Origin of the sequence: Rickettsia sp. MEAM1 (Bemisia tabaci) (assembly GCF_002285905.1) — a bacterium.
Taxonomy (GTDB): Bacteria; Pseudomonadota; Alphaproteobacteria; order Rickettsiales; family Rickettsiaceae; genus Rickettsia.
The window spans coordinates 844,710-860,248 of record NZ_CP016305.1 but is presented as its reverse complement, the minus strand read 5'-3'; the positions used below and the strand labels follow the sequence as shown (position 1 = coordinate 860,248).

Below are 15,539 nucleotides of genomic sequence, written 5' to 3'. Positions count from 1 at the left end.
ATACAAAAAAACCACACAATGAACAATTTACAACAACAAGCTTCTGATCCTGATTATTCCGTTTGGGTGTCGGCTTCTGCTGGTACTGGTAAAACCAAAATTCTAACTGATCGGTTTTTACGGCTATTAATCAAAGGAGTAAATTTTCAAAACATATTATGCCTTACTTTTACTAACGCAGCTAGCATAGAGATGCAGCTAAGAATTAGTAACAAACTCAAAACTTTCTCTCTTTGTAATCCCAAACAACTAGAACAAGAGCTTTTCTTAATGAGCGGTTATAAGCCGCTTGCATTAGAACTTGAAAATGCAAAAAATCTATATAGCAAATTACTTGATAATAATGAACCTTTAAACATTTATACGATCCATGCATTTTGTCAAAAAATCCTTAAAACTTTTCCCGTAGAAGCTGGCATAACACCCGAGTTTCAGATTCTTGAAGAGACTCAATTACAAGATATCTTTCTAAAAATACGAAATGAGATTTATTTAAGCGATGAACATAATGATTTAATTAAAACTTTACTAAATCGTTTTCATGAAATAACTTTGCAAGATATTTTCAGCGAGATCATTGATCAGAAGATTAAATTTAAAAAATTATTTACTCATAAAACTATTCCGGCAGAAATACACAATAAGAGATTAGCATTATCCGAGCTAAATAATATCTATGATAAGGTAAAAAATTTATTTGCAGATTATGATTTAGAAATAGAGCCGAAAGAGCTATTTTTTACTAAAGATGGAAAAAAACGTAAAAGCCTTTTATCGAAAGAGCTAACCCAAAAACATCCTAAATTACTGTTAGAGTTAGAGAAGCTAACATCTCAGATTTATAAATTAGATGAAGAATATCGCATAGAAGAGCTAGAATATCATACTAATTTACTTTGTAAACTTGCTTATATTTTGCTAGAGAAGTATGAGAAATTTAAAGAAGAAAATAACTTGCTTGATTATGACGATTTAATTTACCATACCGAAAAATTATTCCAGAATAAAGCTATACATAAGTGGTTATTGCATAAGCTTGAAAGCAAGATCGATCATATACTCGTCGACGAGGCACAAGATACAAGCCGTGAACAATGGAATATAATCACCACTCTAATAACCGAGTTTAATAGAGCTGATAGTAGTATTTTTATCGTTGGGGATGATAAGCAATCTATATATAGCTTCCAAGGTGCTGATCTTGCGAATTTTAATCTAGTAAATGAGAAATTACAAACGAATCTTGCTAAAGCAAATAAAAAATATAAGAATATTACACTTGAATATTCTTATAGGTCGTGCAGCGAAATTTTACAATTTACTCATCAGGTTTTTAAATATATAAAACATTACCCTACTCTTTTCCTATCCGATAATCCGCTAATTTCTGCATTTCGTACACATAAAGGTTCTGTAACAGTTTGGTCTTTGGTAACAAGCGAAAAGCAGGAGGAACTTTTTTGGGCATTACCACAAGATTATGCCAATGCTCTTTCATCAGCTGATTTACTTATAGAAAAAATTATTAGCTTCATAAAGGAAAAAATAGCCAGCAAAGAAATTCTACCAGCAACCGGTAATCCTATATCCGAAAAAGATTTTATGATTTTGGTAAGAAAGCGAGATGAATTTAGCAATAATCTGATAAAAGAGCTTAACAAAGCTAACCTTAAAGTCGAGGCAAGCGATAAAGTAAACCTTAAAGAGCATTTGCCGATAATGGATTTAATTTCGGTAGCTAAATTCGTACTTTTACCTTATGACGATTTAAACCTTGCAGCCTTACTTAAATCACCGATTATCGGTATTAGCGAGCAACAATTATACGAACTTTTAATGAATAAAAATGATGAAAGTTTGTGGAAAAATCTGTCCTCACATACGGATATATATAATAAACTTACTTCTTTTATTGGACTTTATCAAAAATCCACTCTCGATAATTTTTTCGATTTAGTTGTGCATAATTTAAATTTATATATCGATGATATGATAAATGAATTATTAACTTTAAGCAAAAACTATACAAATGATATAGATAATTCTTTGCAAGGTTTTGTAGCTTGGTTTGAGAATAACGATATTTGGATTAAGCGTGATATGGAGCATTCCGATAAAATAAGAGTGATGACCGCACACGGTTCTAAAGGCTTGGAAGCACCAATTGTTATATTATGCGACTCCACCACCCTACCTATCAGCAGTAGTAAATTTATTTGGAGCAAAAACGAAGAAATGCTATTTTCTACAAGTGCTGCTGACACTCCTGAATTTCTACAAAAAATGAAAGATGCAGAAAAGCTAAAAGATCTACAAGAATATATAAGACTGCTCTACGTTGCAATGACTAGGGCTAAAGATCATTTAATTATATGTGGTTTTAGTAACAAATCAAATATCCCCGAAAACTGTTGGTATGAAATAACTAAAAATTTATTCAATTAATAGTTGCTTTACTAAACATAATATGCTATAAGACGCACATACAACCTATAGCAGCATATTATGTGGGACTTTTTTGAAAATAAAGCAAGAATTAAGATAGATAAATTTAAGCAATTACCGCCACTACATAAAGCAGTTTTGGACGGTAATGTCTCAAATGTAAGGATATATTTACATAGAAAATGTGACGTAAACGAACAAGACATCTATGGTAAAACAGCACTACATTATGCTTATGAAAAAAGAAACCTAGATATAATAAAGATATTGCTAAAATGTCCAGGAATAAAAATATGTATAAAAAATAATGATGATTACACGGCACCGTCAAGTTAAGGGAGGTATAAATTAAGTATTGAGCAATTACAGGGAATGATTTATAGAATAGCAGTAACAATTTATCCTAGATTTTACCGCTATGCATATTACTCAAGCCCCGAATAGACATCGTTTTCCAGCAAGCATTATTAGCCATACAGTATGGTTATATCATCGCTTTAATAATAGTTACCGAGATGTTCAAGAGCAGATGGCTTATCGAGGTATTATATTAAGTCATGAGACTGTAAGGTTTTGGTGTTATAAGTTTGTAGTTTATTTTCAAGATGGGCACCGTTAAGTTAAGTAAATTAGTGTCACAAAGTACTATATTTTTAGATTTCAGACAGCAAGAAGTCTTTGAGTAGCTTCATCCCAAATGGATTTAGCGGACGCAAATGCAATTCTTTGCTCAGATGCTGTTTTAGTATATCTTCCAACATTTACAGCAAATATATTTCTGACTTTTCCCATCAGTGATAATGTACATTGTGCTGAATTAGGATGCTTAAATTTAATCAGTATCTTCTCTTTTCTCCTAGTTGGCTGATGGGCATTCTCAATCCGATTATTTAGTCTTTTATCGGTACGATGCTTAGTCCTAGGACACATATACCTAACTGGTTTAATGTAGCTTTTTAGCTTATCAGTCACAATAACCCTTGGACATGGATAATTACCCAATAATCTTGATAAAAAGCGAATAGCTGATTTCTTGTTACGACGCTTCTGCAGTAATACTTCTAATTCATGTCCCTCAGAGTCAACAGCTCTCCATAATATGAATACTTCACCTTTGATCTTGATATTCATCTCATCCAAATGCCATTTATCAGTTGGCTTTCGCTCTCTCTTACTAATAACATCTTGAAAATAAACTACAAACTTATAACACCAAAACCTTACAGTCTCATGACTTAATATAATACCTCGATAAGCCATCTGCTCTTGAACATCTCGGTAACTATTATTAAAGCGATGATATAACCATACTGTATGGCTAATAATGCTTGCTGGAAAACGATGTCTATTCGGGGCTTGAGTAATATGCATAGCGGTAAAATCTAGGATAAATTGTTACTGCTATTCTATAAATCATTCCCTGTAATTGCTCAATACTTAATTTATACCTCCCTTAACTTGACGGTGCCGCTAAGTCTATTAAAAGTTGCAGTTCTAAAGCTAAAAATACTATAACTGAAAAAATGCTAGCACTAAGAGAGGATATAAAATTTGACTAACATATAAAGCTCCTCTATTATCTTGATCAATATATAATCACAAATAGAGTTCTAGTTATGAACAAAAATATAAAACTATTTTTTGCAGCAATTTTTATCGTATTCAGTGTAGGAAATAATATTATTTTGGCTGACGATTATCCCAAAAGTGAACAAGAACAGAAATGGGATGAAGTAGGTTCAATAGCTGGGGAAGAAGGACTAGTTTTTAGACCAGGTAGAATTAAAAATGAATCTACTAAAGCAGCTGGTTGTTCAATTAATAAATATCTATGGCAAGCATCAATAAATACTGTAAGTTTTATTCCTCTTGCATCGGCTGACTCAAATGGCGGCGTTATCATTACAGAATGGTATAGCCCTCCCGTTACACCCAATTTCCGTTTTAAAATAAATATATTCATTAAAGATGATGTAATACATCCTGACGCAATTGAAGTAAAAGTATTTGAAGAAGTGTTGAAAAATAAACAATGGGTAATGAATGAAAATACTTCGAATCTTGCTATCATACTTGAAGACAAAATTCTAAGAAAAGCAAGAGAAATATATATTAATAGTGCGAAGTAGAATACTCTTGGTGTCATCCCGCGACTTGATCGCGGGATCTCAGTACGCAGTCTGTGAAGCAAGACCCCGTGATCAAGTCACGGGGTGACAAGAAAATAGTCAAAAAATAAAAAAACATGAATATCGAACAAAAATGGCAACAAATTTGGCAAGGAGAAAAAGCCTTTGAAGTACCAAATGAAAGCAGCAAACCTAAATATTACGTTTTAGAGATGCTACCTTACCCATCCGGTAAAATTCACGTAGGTCACGTACGTAATTATTCTATAGGTGATGTGGTTGCTAGGTTTATGACCATGCAAGGCTTTAACGTACTTCATCCTATGGGCTGGGACTCTTTCGGCTTACCAGCAGAAAATGCAGCAATAAAAAACAATTCTTACCCAAAAGAGTGGACTTATTCGAATATCGAGAATATGAAAAAGCAGCTGAAATCGATGGGCTTTTCTTATGATTGGTCTAGAGAGATAAATAGTTGCGACCCTGATTATTATAAACATGAGCAAAAATTCTTCTTAGAGCTTTACGAAAGAAATCTTGCTTATCAAAAAGAATCTCTTGTTAACTGGGATCTGGTTGATAATACTGTACTTGCAAACGAACAGGTTGTTGATGGGCGTGGTTGGCGTTCAGGTGCGATAGTTGAAAAGCGTTATTTAAAGCAATGGTTCTTAAAAATCACGAATTATGCTGAAGAGTTATTGAATGAGATTCCAAATTTAACGGAGTGGCCTGAAGCAGTCCGCTCTATGCAAGAAAAATGGATCGGTAAATCAATAGGTGCTAACTTTTGTTTCAAAATTAAAGATAATGAAGATGCTATAGAAGTTTTCTCAACTAAGCCTGAAACTATCTTTGGAGCTAGCTTTGTAGGTATTGCTTTTAACCATCCAATAATAGAAAAATTAGTTTCTAAAACTCCTGAAATAGAAAATTTTATCGCTAAATGCTCTAATATAACTGGCTCTGCTGAACTTGACAAAGCTGAGAAAGAGGGAATATTTACCAGTTTTTACGTTGTTCATCCTTTTAACTCAAATATAACTTTACCTGTTGTTATTACTAATTTCGTGTTGATGGATTACGGCACAGGTGCAGTTTTTGGCTGTCCTGCTCATGATCAACGTGACCATGAATTAGCTGTTAAAATGAATTTACCTATAAAGCAGGTAATTGAAGCAGATACTGATGTGCGAAAAACTGCTTATACTGAAGATGGAATAATTATTAATTCTAGTTTTCTAAATGGCTTATCTACTAATGAAGCTAAGCAAAGAGTCATAGAAGAATTTGAGAAATTAGGCATAGGCAAACGCACAATAAATTATCGCCTGAAAGATTGGGGGATCTCAAGACAACGTTTTTGGGGCTGTCCTATCCCTATAATTCATTGTGATTCTTGCGGTTTAGTTCCTGTACCTGATTCGGATTTACCGGTTACGCTACCTGATGACGTGAAATTTGATGGTCACGGCAACCCTTTAGACAATCACCCAACTTGGAAGCATGTTAACTGTCCAAAATGTAGTAAGCCGGCTATTCGTGAGACTGATACTTTTGATACATTCTTCGAATCTTCTTGGTATTTCACAAGATATTGTAATAGCCAAGCCCTAGAAATGACCGACAAAAAAGCTTGCGATTATTGGTTGCCGGTTGATAAATATATTGGCGGAATTGAACATGCGGTAATGCATTTATTATATGCAAGATTTTTTACCAAAGTAATGAACGAGCAGAATTATGTTAGCGTCCGTGAACCTTTTAAAGGATTATTCACACAAGGTATGGTGCTGCACGCTACTTATAAAGATGAGCATAATAATTGGCTATATCCTGAAGAAGTAATTAAAAAAGGTAATGAATTTTTCCATAAAGATAATGGTGGTTTGGTTACACAAGGTCGCATCGAGAAAATGAGTAAATCCAAAAAGAACCTCATTGATCTTGAAACTATGCAACAACAATATGGTGCAGATGCAATAAGATTTTTCGTATTATCTGACAGCCCACCAGAAAAAGATTTAGAATGGTCAGCAAGCGGTATTGAGGGGTGTGCACGTTTCATCAATAAGCTTGAACAAATGCAAGAAGCGATAATAAAGCTTTCAGATAATGACAATACTAATAAAGAATTAAAGAGGTTAATCCATTTCACCATTAAATATGTTGCTGAGGATATAAAACATTTTGCTTTAAATAGAGCAATAGCACGTATGCGTGAACTTTTTAATGCTATATCGAGCGAGATAAATAAAGAAGAAATTGACGTGCAGAACGCAAAACACGGCTTTAATGTACTAATTCAGCTATTAAATCCTTTTATTCCGCATATTACAGAAGAAATTTGGCAAAAGCTTGGTCACAAAACATTTTTATATAATATGGCATTTCCTACTTTTGATGAATCGATGCTAGAGCTAGACACATATGTTATAGCAGTTCAGGTTAACGGCAAACTTCGTGATATTTATGAGTTTAATACATCCGCAAGTGAAGATGAAATAAAGCAAATTGTTATTAACTTACCAAAAGTTCAAAAATTTTTAGAAAGCAAAGAACCTAAAAAAATTATCCTTGTTCCTAAAAAGATCATAAATATTATTTGTTGAAGTTCTCATCACGCAACTCCTGTCATCCCGTGACTTGATCAGAGGAACTTATATCATATTCTGTGGGCACCGTCAAGTTAAGGGAGGTATAAATTAAGTATTGAGCAATTACAGGGAATGATTTATAGAATAGCAGTAACAATTTATCCTAGATTTTACCGCTATGCATATTACTCAAGCCCCGAATAGACATCGTTTTCCAGCAAGCATTATTAGCCATACAGTATGGTTATATCATCGCTTTAATAATAGTTACCGAGATGTTCAAGAGCAGATGGCTTATCGAGGTATTATATTAAGTCATGAGACTGTAAGGTTTTGGTGTTATAAGTTTGTAGTTTATTTTCAAGATGTTATTAGTAAGAGAGAGCGAAAGCCAACTGATAAATGGCATTTGGATGAGATGAATATCAAGATCAAAGGTGAAGTATTCATATTATGGAGAGCTGTTGACTCTGAGGGCACCGTCAAGTTAAGTAAATTAGTGTCACAAAGTACTATATTTTTAGATTTCAGACAGCAAGAAGTCTTTGAGTAGCTTCATCCCAAATGGATTTAGCGGACGCAAAGGGTCTGTCAGATTTTTTGTGTAAGTACGATTTCTCCATTTGCCCAATTTTGTAAATTAGTATCACAAAGTATAGCAAATTGATTTAAAGCCATCGCCCAATTCTTAATAGGCATTGTCCATTTTTTAGAGGCATTTGTCAACGCCAAAAAGATTATTTTCTGAATCGATTTGTCATCTGGAAATACTCCTTTATTTTTAATAATTTTACGAATTTGACGGTTAGTGGATTCAATAGCATTAGTAGTGTAAATCGCCTTCCTAATGTCTTCCGGAAAGCTAAAAAATGGAGCTATGCCAGACCAATTTCGTTGCCATATGTCAAAAATAACTGGATATTTTTCATCCCATTTTTTGGCAAAGTTGAGGGTGTCAGGAAGTTTGTGTAAGTTGTAAAAATAGTTAAGAATAAAAATAACATAAACAACTTACATGGAGCTAATATGAAGAACAATAACAAAGTATCAAATCCAGCTATAGAAAAATTAGTATCAGAAATACTATCACAAAGTGATCCATCTGAAATATTTGGTAAAGAAGGGATATTTCAGGGAATTAAAAAGCAGATAGTAAATAAGATTTTAGAGAAAGAAATGGAATCTCATATAGGTTATGAGAAACATTCTAAAAATGAGAAATACTCAGATAACAGACGTAATGGTAATTATGAAAAGACTCTAATAGATCCAGAAGGTCGTAAATTGACAGTAGAAGTGCCAAGGGATCGGGATGGAGAATTTGAACCTCAACTAATTCCAAAAGGAGTGCGTAAATTTGAAGGATTTGATGATAAAGTAATATCCTTATATGCTCGGGGAATGACCATTAGGGAAATACAAGGGCACTTAGAAGAACTATATGCCACCAAGGTATCATCTGAGTTAATATCAAAGGTAACTGATGGTATTTTAGAGGAAGTAACTGCTTGGCAGAATAGAGCACTTGATAATGTATATCCTATAATGTACTTAGATTGTATTCATGTTAAGGCAAGAGATAATCATGTAATAATAAATAAAGCGGTTTATCTAGCTATTGGAGTGAATATGGAGGGCAAGAAAGAGCTATTAGGAATTTGGATAGGCAAGAATGAAGGGTGTAAATTTTGGATGCAGGTAGTAACAGAACTGAAGAATCGAGGAGTTGCACAAATATATGTTGCATGTGTTGATGGTCTTAAGGGTTTTCCAGAGGCGATAAATAGCATTTTTCCAAAGACGATAGTGCAGTTGTGTATTGTTCATATGGTAAGAAATTCTGTAAAATACGTATCATACAAAGATCTAAAAGCGGTAACAGCTGATTTAAAAGCAGTTTATTCTGCAATAAATGAAGCAGAGGGATTAAGAGAATTACAAAACTTTGCCAAAAAATGGGATGAAAAATATCCAGTTATTTTTGACATATGGCAACGAAATTGGTCTGGCATAGCTCCATTTTTTAGCTTTCCGGAAGACATTAGGAAGGCGATTTACACTACTAATGCTATTGAATCCACTAACCGTCAAATTCGTAAAATTATTAAAAATAAAGGAGTATTTCCAGATGACAAATCGATTCAGAAAATAATCTTTTTGGCGTTGACAAATGCCTCTAAAAAATGGACAATGCCTATTAAGAATTGGGCGATGGCTTTAAATCAATTTGCTATACTTTGTGATACTAATTTACAAAATTGGGCAAATGGAGAAATCGTACTTACACAAAAAATCTGACAGACCCGCAAAGTTTTGTAATTCTCTTAATCCCTCTGCTTCATTTATTGCAGAATAAACTGCTTTTAAATCAGCTGTTACCGCTTTTAGATCTTTGTATGATACGTATTTTACAGAATTTCTTACCATATGAACAATACACAACTGCACTATCGTCTTTGGAAAGATGCTATTTATCGCCTCTGGAAAACCCTTAAGACCATCAACACATGCAACATATATTTGTGCAACTCCTCGATTCTTCAGTTCTGTTACTACCTGCATCCAAAATTTACACCCTTCATTCTTGCCTATCCAAATTCCTAATAGCTCTTTCTTGCCCTCCATATTCACTCCAATAGCTAGATAAACCGCTTTATTTATTATTACATGATTATCTCTTGCCTTAACATGAATACAATCTAAGTACATTATAGGATATACATTATCAAGTGCTCTATTCTGCCAAGCAGTTACTTCCTCTAAAATACCATCAGTTACCTTTGATATTAACTCAGATGATACCTTGGTGGCATATAGTTCTTCTAAGTGCCCTTGTATTTCCCTAATGGTCATTCCCCGAGCATATAAGGATATTACTTTATCATCAAATCCTTCAAATTTACGCACTCCTTTTGGAATTAGTTGAGGTTCAAATTCTCCATCCCGATCCCTTGGCACTTCTACTGTCAATTTACGACCTTCTGGATCTATTAGAGTCTTTTCATAATTACCATTACGTCTGTTATCTGAGTATTTCTCATTTTTAGAATGTTTCTCATAACCTATATGAGATTCCATTTCTTTCTCTAAAATCTTATTTACTATCTGCTTTTTAATTCCCTGAAATATCCCTTCTTTACCAAATATTTCAGATGGATCACTTTGTGATAGTATTTCTGATACTAATTTTTCTATAGCTGGATTTGATACTTTGTTATTGTTCTTCATATTAGCTCCATGTAAGTTGTTTATGTTATTTTTATTCTTAACTATTTTTACAACTTACACAAACTTCCTGACACCCTCGACGCAAATGCAATTCTTTGCTCAGATGCTGTTTTAGTATATCTTCCAACATTTACAGCAAATATATTTCTGACTTTTCCCATCAGTGATAATGTACATTGTGCTGAATTAGGATGCTTAAATTTAATCAGTATCTTCTCTTTTCTCCTAGTTGGCTGATGGGCATTCTCAATCCGATTATTTAGTCTTTTATCGGTACGATGCTTAGTCCTAGGACACATATACCTAACTGGTTTAATGTAGCTTTTTAGCTTATCAGTCACAATAACCCTTGGACATGGATAATTACCCAATAATCTTGATAAAAAGCGAATAGCTGATTTCTTGTTACGACGCTTCTGCAGTAATACTTCTAATTCATGTCCCTCAGAGTCAACAGCTCTCCATAATATGAATACTTCACCTTTGATCTTGATATTCATCTCATCCAAATGCCATTTATCAGTTGGCTTTCGCTCTCTCTTACTAATAACATCTTGAAAATAAACTACAAACTTATAACACCAAAACCTTACAGTCTCATGACTTAATATAATACCTCGATAAGCCATCTGCTCTTGAACATCTCGGTAACTATTATTAAAGCGATGATATAACCATACTGTATGGCTAATAATGCTTGCTGGAAAACGATGTCTATTCGGGGCTTGAGTAATATGCATAGCGGTAAAATCTAGGATAAATTGTTACTGCTATTCTATAAATCATGCCCTGTAATTGCTCAATACTTAATTTATACCTCCCTTAACTTGACGGTGCCCGTAGACCGCGTGGCAATCCAGAAAAATAGTAAAAAATAACTAATTTTAGCATTTTTTAGCTGGATTGCGTACGTACAATTACTTCGTAATTTCCTTAGCTCAGACGGAAAAACCGATCCACGTAACAATGCCATCTTACTGTTGAGGATTCATAGATTATTCGAGGTGATTTAACATCACTTTAGCGGCTTTTATGCCTGATTCTTTAGAGGTTTTTGGGTTGGATATTTCAGTATGGAAAGCTATTTTACTACCATCAAGATTACTGAGCATAAAATCGGTTTGTATATCACCATTATCTAAATATTTCGAATAAGCACCTATAGGCGTGCGGCAATTTGCATCTAAATATTCTAAAAGTGCTCTTTCTGGCTTTACCAATTCAAAAGTCAGTAGATGGTTAATTTGTTTGCATATCTCAATCATAGTATGATCATCTTTTCGTATTTCAATCGCAATAACACCCTGCCCTATACATGGCAACATCTGCGAATGCTCTATCAAATGACAATATTCCGGATTAAATGCATTAAGCCTTTTTAAGCCTGCATATGCAAGTATAGTTGCGTCAACTTCCTTATTAATTAGCTTATTGATTCTTGAGTCAACATTACCCCTAAACACTATTATTTCTAAATCTGGTCTTATTCTTTGTACACATAATTTTCGGCGTACTGATGAAGTCCCTATTACGGCATTTTTTGGCAGTTCTTCGATGGATTTATGTGTTAGACAAACAAACACATCTCTTGAATCTTCCCGCTCTAAAACAGCTTCAATACTCAAATCTTCAGGTATTATTCCTGGAACATCTTTCAAAGAATGAACAGCCAAATCAACCTTTTTATCAAGCAAAGCCTGCTCTATTTCTTTCAAGAATAAAGCCTTACCGCCTATATCATATAAAGGTTTATTTTGGATCAAGTCGCCGCTAGTAGTAATTTCTACTATCTCACAATTAATATTAGGAAAATGCTTTTTGATTTGCTCAATAACTAGGTTAGTTTGTGTTAAAGCGAGTTTACTTTTTCTAGTGCCTATCCTGATAGAATTTATCATTTAAATTTATTCTTAAATTATTGGTGCTATTTATGTGTTATCCCGTGGCTTGACCTATAGTACCGGACAGTTTTATTATATGTCATTCTTAGCTAGAGGCGGGAATCCAGTCAATTATATTGTCATCCCGTGACTTGATCACGGGATCTTAGAACACAGTTTGTAATGCAAGACCCCGTGGTCAAGCCACGGGGTGACACTAAAGTTACTAGATTCCCGCCGCAGCTAGGAATGACATTAAAGCCAACCTACATCATTTCAAAGGGACTAGAGAAACTTAAGTAATTACCGCTTATAACTACTTCATGATTCATAATAACCGGTTGGTTTACTGCTCCATGCCCTATTCCATCAGCTCTATAAGTCTCAATATTTGGAATATGGTTTAGACAGAAACTTTTTATAGCTAATTCTATATTTTCATCCCCGCTAGTAAAATCACCAAAAATTATCGCCTCTATTCCATCAAATATACCAGCATTCTTTAGCTGCACCAAATTACGATGAATTGCATAGCCTTTTTCGTTGACGTCTTCAAGCAGCAATATATTGTTTGTTTTTAGATTAACGGAAGTTCCAATTAGCTTGCTAAAAACTGTTAAATTGCCGCCTAGTATTTTTCCCTCTATAGGATTGTCATTAATTTTATTTATTGGCGAAAGAGCAATTTTACTATCTTCACCTTTTAAAACATTTAGGATAGAATTAATATCTTGATTTACAGGCGGCAAAAAAGAAGTTAGCACTGAGCCGTGAATAGTTGGAATATCATAATGACCATTTAAAAGTAGATGCAGTGCTGTAATATCGCTATAACCTATCAGGATTTTATCACCCTTTTTCTCTATATTAAAACAATCTTCTACAATCTCACTACAACCATATCCACCACGAAAAGCCCAAATTATCTTAACTTGCTCATTTTCCATTGCCTCTTTAAACATTCTAAGCCTTTCAGCTTTCGGAGCAGCAAAAAATGGTAGCTCATCACCTGCTAGCATTTTATCGTCTGCTAAGGTTTTAAAACCTTGCAAATTTAGCATTTCAATTGATTTAGCTAACCTATCTTGTGCATCAGGACAGCTTGATGCTGGTGCTATAATTGAGATAAAATCTTTTTGTTTATTAAAAGTAATTTTTTTCATGTTTTTTATGCCGTTCCTAGCTCTGATGTATATCCTATAATTTTTAAACTTCTATATCCATATAAACATTCCTCTTCATTAAAAAAATGATTTTCTTCTTCAAACTCCTTTGCAACTATTTTAGCATCACTATAGGCTTCATCAGTAATAACATTAATAATTAAATCAACTTCATTATCATTTAATAATTTAGCCCCTTTATTAGTTTCTATTATTTTATTTACTTGCTTTTCATGAACATCATTCATAGCAGTATTTTTCTTAATATATAACCTACCAGGTACTAAGTCTAACGCTTGTGTAATTTGGATTGAAGATTCCCCGCCAATAACTACTATGCTTTTTTCATTTTCTATAGCTGCACCTAAATATCCTTTAAATACACTTGGCTTTCCAAATACAAAATTCTCAAATTTTACTTTTTCCTCTGCTTCATTATCTAATATGCTTTTTACTCCTTTTAAAAAAGCTTTACTAACTAAATCAATATCACTATTTTTTTCATGTACTGGAAGTTTTACTTTGTCAGGAAAAGCTTTAGGATCATATTGACCGGTTCTAGGTCCATTTGTCACTAAAAGCATCATATTTTTTAATTTTACAATTTGAGCTAATTGCTCACCCAATTTATAAGCTTCTTCTTGGGTATAAAATTTTATTTTTCCATTTGAATCAGGAGCATCACCTGATAGACAGGTAAATATATAGCCGTTAGAAGAATCAGGAATTAACTTTTTATCAGCTAAATCTTTATACTCCTTTACAATCCTCTTTTGTAAGAGTATGAGGTATCCCTGTAGTGTCTATTAACTTAACCTTTGCTTCTTGAATTTGTTTGATTTGCTCTTGATTTAAAGCATAGAATGGTAACACTATATTATCTAGAATCTTTAAATTTTCTGTTACTTCATTTATTAATTGATGACCACTCCAAATAAATTTACTAGTGCCTTTGTTAGAGTTTAAAAGGCACCGTCAAGTTAAGTAAATTAGTGTCACAAAGTACTATATTTTTAGATTTCAGACAGCAAGAAGTCTTTGAGTAGCTTCATCCCAAATGGATTTAGCGGACGCAAATGCAATTCTTTGCTCAGATGCTGTTTTAGTATATCTTCCAACATTTACAGCAAATATATTTCTGACTTTTCCCATCAGTGATAATGTACATTGTGCTGAATTAGGATGCTTAAATTTAATCAGTATCTTCTCTTTTCTCCTAGTTGGCTGATGGGCATTCTCAATCCGATTATTTAGTCTTTTATCGGTACGATGCTTAGTCCTAGGACACATATACCTAACTGGTTTAATGTAGCTTTTTAGCTTATCAGTCACAATAACCCTTGGACATGGATAATTACCCAATAATCTTGATAAAAAGCGAATAGCTGATTTCTTGTTACGACGCTTCTGCAGTAATACTTCTAATTCATGTCCCTCAGAGTCAACAGCTCTCCATAATATGAATACTTCACCTTTGATCTTGATATTCATCTCATCCAAATGCCATTTATCAGTTGGCTTTCGCTCTCTCTTACTAATAACATCTTGAAAATAAACTACAAACTTATAACACCAAAACCTTACAGTCTCATGACTTAATATAATACCTCGATAAGCCATCTGCTCTTGAACATCTCGGTAACTATTATTAAAGCGATGATATAACCATACTGTATGGCTAATAATGCTTGCTGGAAAACGATGTCTATTCGGGGCTTGAGTAATATGCATAGCGGTAAAATCTAGGATAAATTGTTACTGCTATTCTATAAATCATTCCCTGTAATTGCTCAATACTTAATTTATACCTCCCTTAACTTGACGGTGCCAATTGATCATATAGAACTAATTTTATACTACACATTAAATCCTAAAATAAAGAGAAAACGTTATGAAAAGTATAGCTCACCATTGGATGCAACAAGGAAAGGAAGAAGCGAAAGCAAAAGCGGAAGCAGTAAAGCTAGTTAGTATTAAAATGCAAAAAGAAAAAATTACTATGGCAAAGAAAATGCTGAAAGAAGGTATTCCATTAGAGTCTGTTATAAAAATTACAGAATTATCTAAAGAAGATTTAGAAAGATAAAATCACTTTAT

Annotated in this window: 17 protein-coding genes and 1 pseudogene; 9 read left to right on the top strand and 9 right to left on the bottom strand. The window is 33.5% G+C overall.

Annotated features, from left to right (window positions below; translation table 11 throughout):
- The first annotated feature begins 18 nt into the window (after positions 1-18).
- From BA173_RS04545 to BA173_RS04535, 3 genes are all read left to right on the top strand, one after another.
- Positions 19-2,445 (top strand): UvrD-helicase domain-containing protein, encoded by a 2,427-nt coding sequence (locus BA173_RS04545; RefSeq protein ID WP_068041431.1) that lies wholly within the window; start codon positions 19-21, stop codon positions 2,443-2,445.
- 60 nt (positions 2,446-2,505) lie between these two features.
- Positions 2,506-2,781 carry an ankyrin repeat domain-containing protein gene (locus tag BA173_RS04540; RefSeq protein ID WP_083198504.1) on the top strand — a complete coding sequence of 92 codons (276 nt, stop codon included), beginning with the start codon at positions 2,506-2,508 and terminating at the stop codon, positions 2,779-2,781.
- Between the two features lie 82 nt (positions 2,782-2,863).
- Positions 2,864-3,064, top strand: a complete 201-nt coding sequence (locus tag BA173_RS04535) for a hypothetical protein (protein ID WP_095568309.1) — start codon at positions 2,864-2,866, stop codon at positions 3,062-3,064.
- Between the two features lie 41 nt (positions 3,065-3,105).
- On the opposite strand, the gene BA173_RS04530 is transcribed toward BA173_RS04535, so the two are convergent.
- Positions 3,106-3,816: an IS6 family transposase gene (locus tag BA173_RS04530; RefSeq protein ID WP_095568243.1), complete on the bottom strand. Its 711-nt coding sequence runs from the start codon at positions 3,814-3,816 to the stop codon at positions 3,106-3,108.
- Between the two features lie 21 nt (positions 3,817-3,837).
- Between BA173_RS04530 and BA173_RS08815 the strand changes: the two genes are divergently transcribed.
- The 4 genes from BA173_RS08815 to BA173_RS04515 all read left to right on the top strand — a co-directional run bounded on the left by BA173_RS08815 (position 3,838) and on the right by BA173_RS04515 (position 7,724).
- On the top strand, positions 3,838-3,960 hold the full coding sequence (locus BA173_RS08815) for a hypothetical protein (RefSeq protein WP_257789537.1): 123 nt from the start codon (positions 3,838-3,840) through the stop codon (positions 3,958-3,960).
- Between the two features lie 101 nt (positions 3,961-4,061).
- The gene (locus BA173_RS04525; protein WP_068042098.1) at positions 4,062-4,574 is read left to right on the top strand and encodes a DUF3576 domain-containing protein; all 513 of its coding nucleotides are present in this window, start codon (positions 4,062-4,064) and stop codon (positions 4,572-4,574) included.
- Positions 4,575-4,690: 116 nt separating this feature from the next.
- Positions 4,691-7,186 carry a leucine--tRNA ligase gene (gene leuS / locus BA173_RS04520; protein ID WP_068042096.1) on the top strand — a complete coding sequence of 832 codons (2,496 nt, stop codon included), beginning with the start codon at positions 4,691-4,693 and terminating at the stop codon, positions 7,184-7,186.
- Positions 7,187-7,349: 163 nt separating this feature from the next.
- Positions 7,350-7,724, top strand: a complete 375-nt coding sequence (locus BA173_RS04515) for a hypothetical protein (RefSeq protein ID WP_095568308.1) — start codon at positions 7,350-7,352, stop codon at positions 7,722-7,724.
- Positions 7,725-7,882: 158 nt separating this feature from the next.
- Here BA173_RS04515 and BA173_RS04510 read toward each other — a convergent pair.
- A pseudogene (locus tag BA173_RS04510) lies at positions 7,883-8,164 on the bottom strand (transposase); the annotation flags it as partial.
- 33 nt (positions 8,165-8,197) lie between these two features.
- On the opposite strand from BA173_RS04510, the gene BA173_RS04505 reads away from it, so the two are divergent.
- Complete coding sequence (locus BA173_RS04505; RefSeq protein ID WP_068042377.1) at positions 8,198-9,469, top strand: IS256 family transposase; 1,272 nt, start codon at positions 8,198-8,200, stop codon at positions 9,467-9,469.
- On the opposite strand, the gene BA173_RS04500 is transcribed toward BA173_RS04505, so the two are convergent.
- From BA173_RS04500 to BA173_RS04475, 7 genes are all read right to left on the bottom strand, one after another.
- Complete coding sequence (locus BA173_RS04500; RefSeq protein WP_095568306.1) at positions 9,422-10,399, bottom strand: IS256 family transposase; 978 nt, start codon at positions 10,397-10,399, stop codon at positions 9,422-9,424. The two genes, BA173_RS04505 and BA173_RS04500, sit on opposite strands and share 48 nt — an antisense overlap.
- 47 nt (positions 10,400-10,446) lie before the next feature.
- Positions 10,447-11,139, bottom strand: a complete 693-nt coding sequence (locus tag BA173_RS04495; RefSeq protein ID WP_095568305.1) for an IS6 family transposase — start codon at positions 11,137-11,139, stop codon at positions 10,447-10,449.
- Positions 11,140-11,394: 255 nt separating this feature from the next.
- On the bottom strand, positions 11,395-12,297 hold the full coding sequence (hemC, locus tag BA173_RS04490; protein ID WP_016948656.1) for a hydroxymethylbilane synthase: 903 nt from the start codon (positions 12,295-12,297) through the stop codon (positions 11,395-11,397).
- 248 nt (positions 12,298-12,545) lie between these two features.
- The gene (locus BA173_RS04485) at positions 12,546-13,442 is read right to left on the bottom strand and encodes an LD-carboxypeptidase (RefSeq protein ID WP_068042070.1); all 897 of its coding nucleotides are present in this window, start codon (positions 13,440-13,442) and stop codon (positions 12,546-12,548) included.
- A 5-nt stretch (positions 13,443-13,447) separates the two neighbouring features.
- On the bottom strand, positions 13,448-14,068 hold the full coding sequence (locus BA173_RS08525; protein WP_232505907.1) for a hypothetical protein: 621 nt from the start codon (positions 14,066-14,068) through the stop codon (positions 13,448-13,450).
- A 124-nt stretch (positions 14,069-14,192) separates the two neighbouring features.
- A complete protein-coding gene (locus BA173_RS08810; protein WP_257008598.1) occupies positions 14,193-14,315 on the bottom strand; it encodes a hypothetical protein in 123 nt (40 codons plus the stop codon).
- 147 nt (positions 14,316-14,462) lie between these two features.
- Entirely contained in the window at positions 14,463-15,173 is a 711-nt protein-coding gene (locus BA173_RS04475) for an IS6 family transposase (RefSeq protein ID WP_095568243.1), read from the bottom strand.
- Between the two features lie 21 nt (positions 15,174-15,194).
- On the opposite strand from BA173_RS04475, the gene BA173_RS08520 reads away from it, so the two are divergent.
- Positions 15,195-15,413: a hypothetical protein gene (locus tag BA173_RS08520; protein WP_232505906.1), complete on the top strand. Its 219-nt coding sequence runs from the start codon at positions 15,195-15,197 to the stop codon at positions 15,411-15,413.
- Positions 15,414-15,539: the final 126 nt, after the last annotated feature.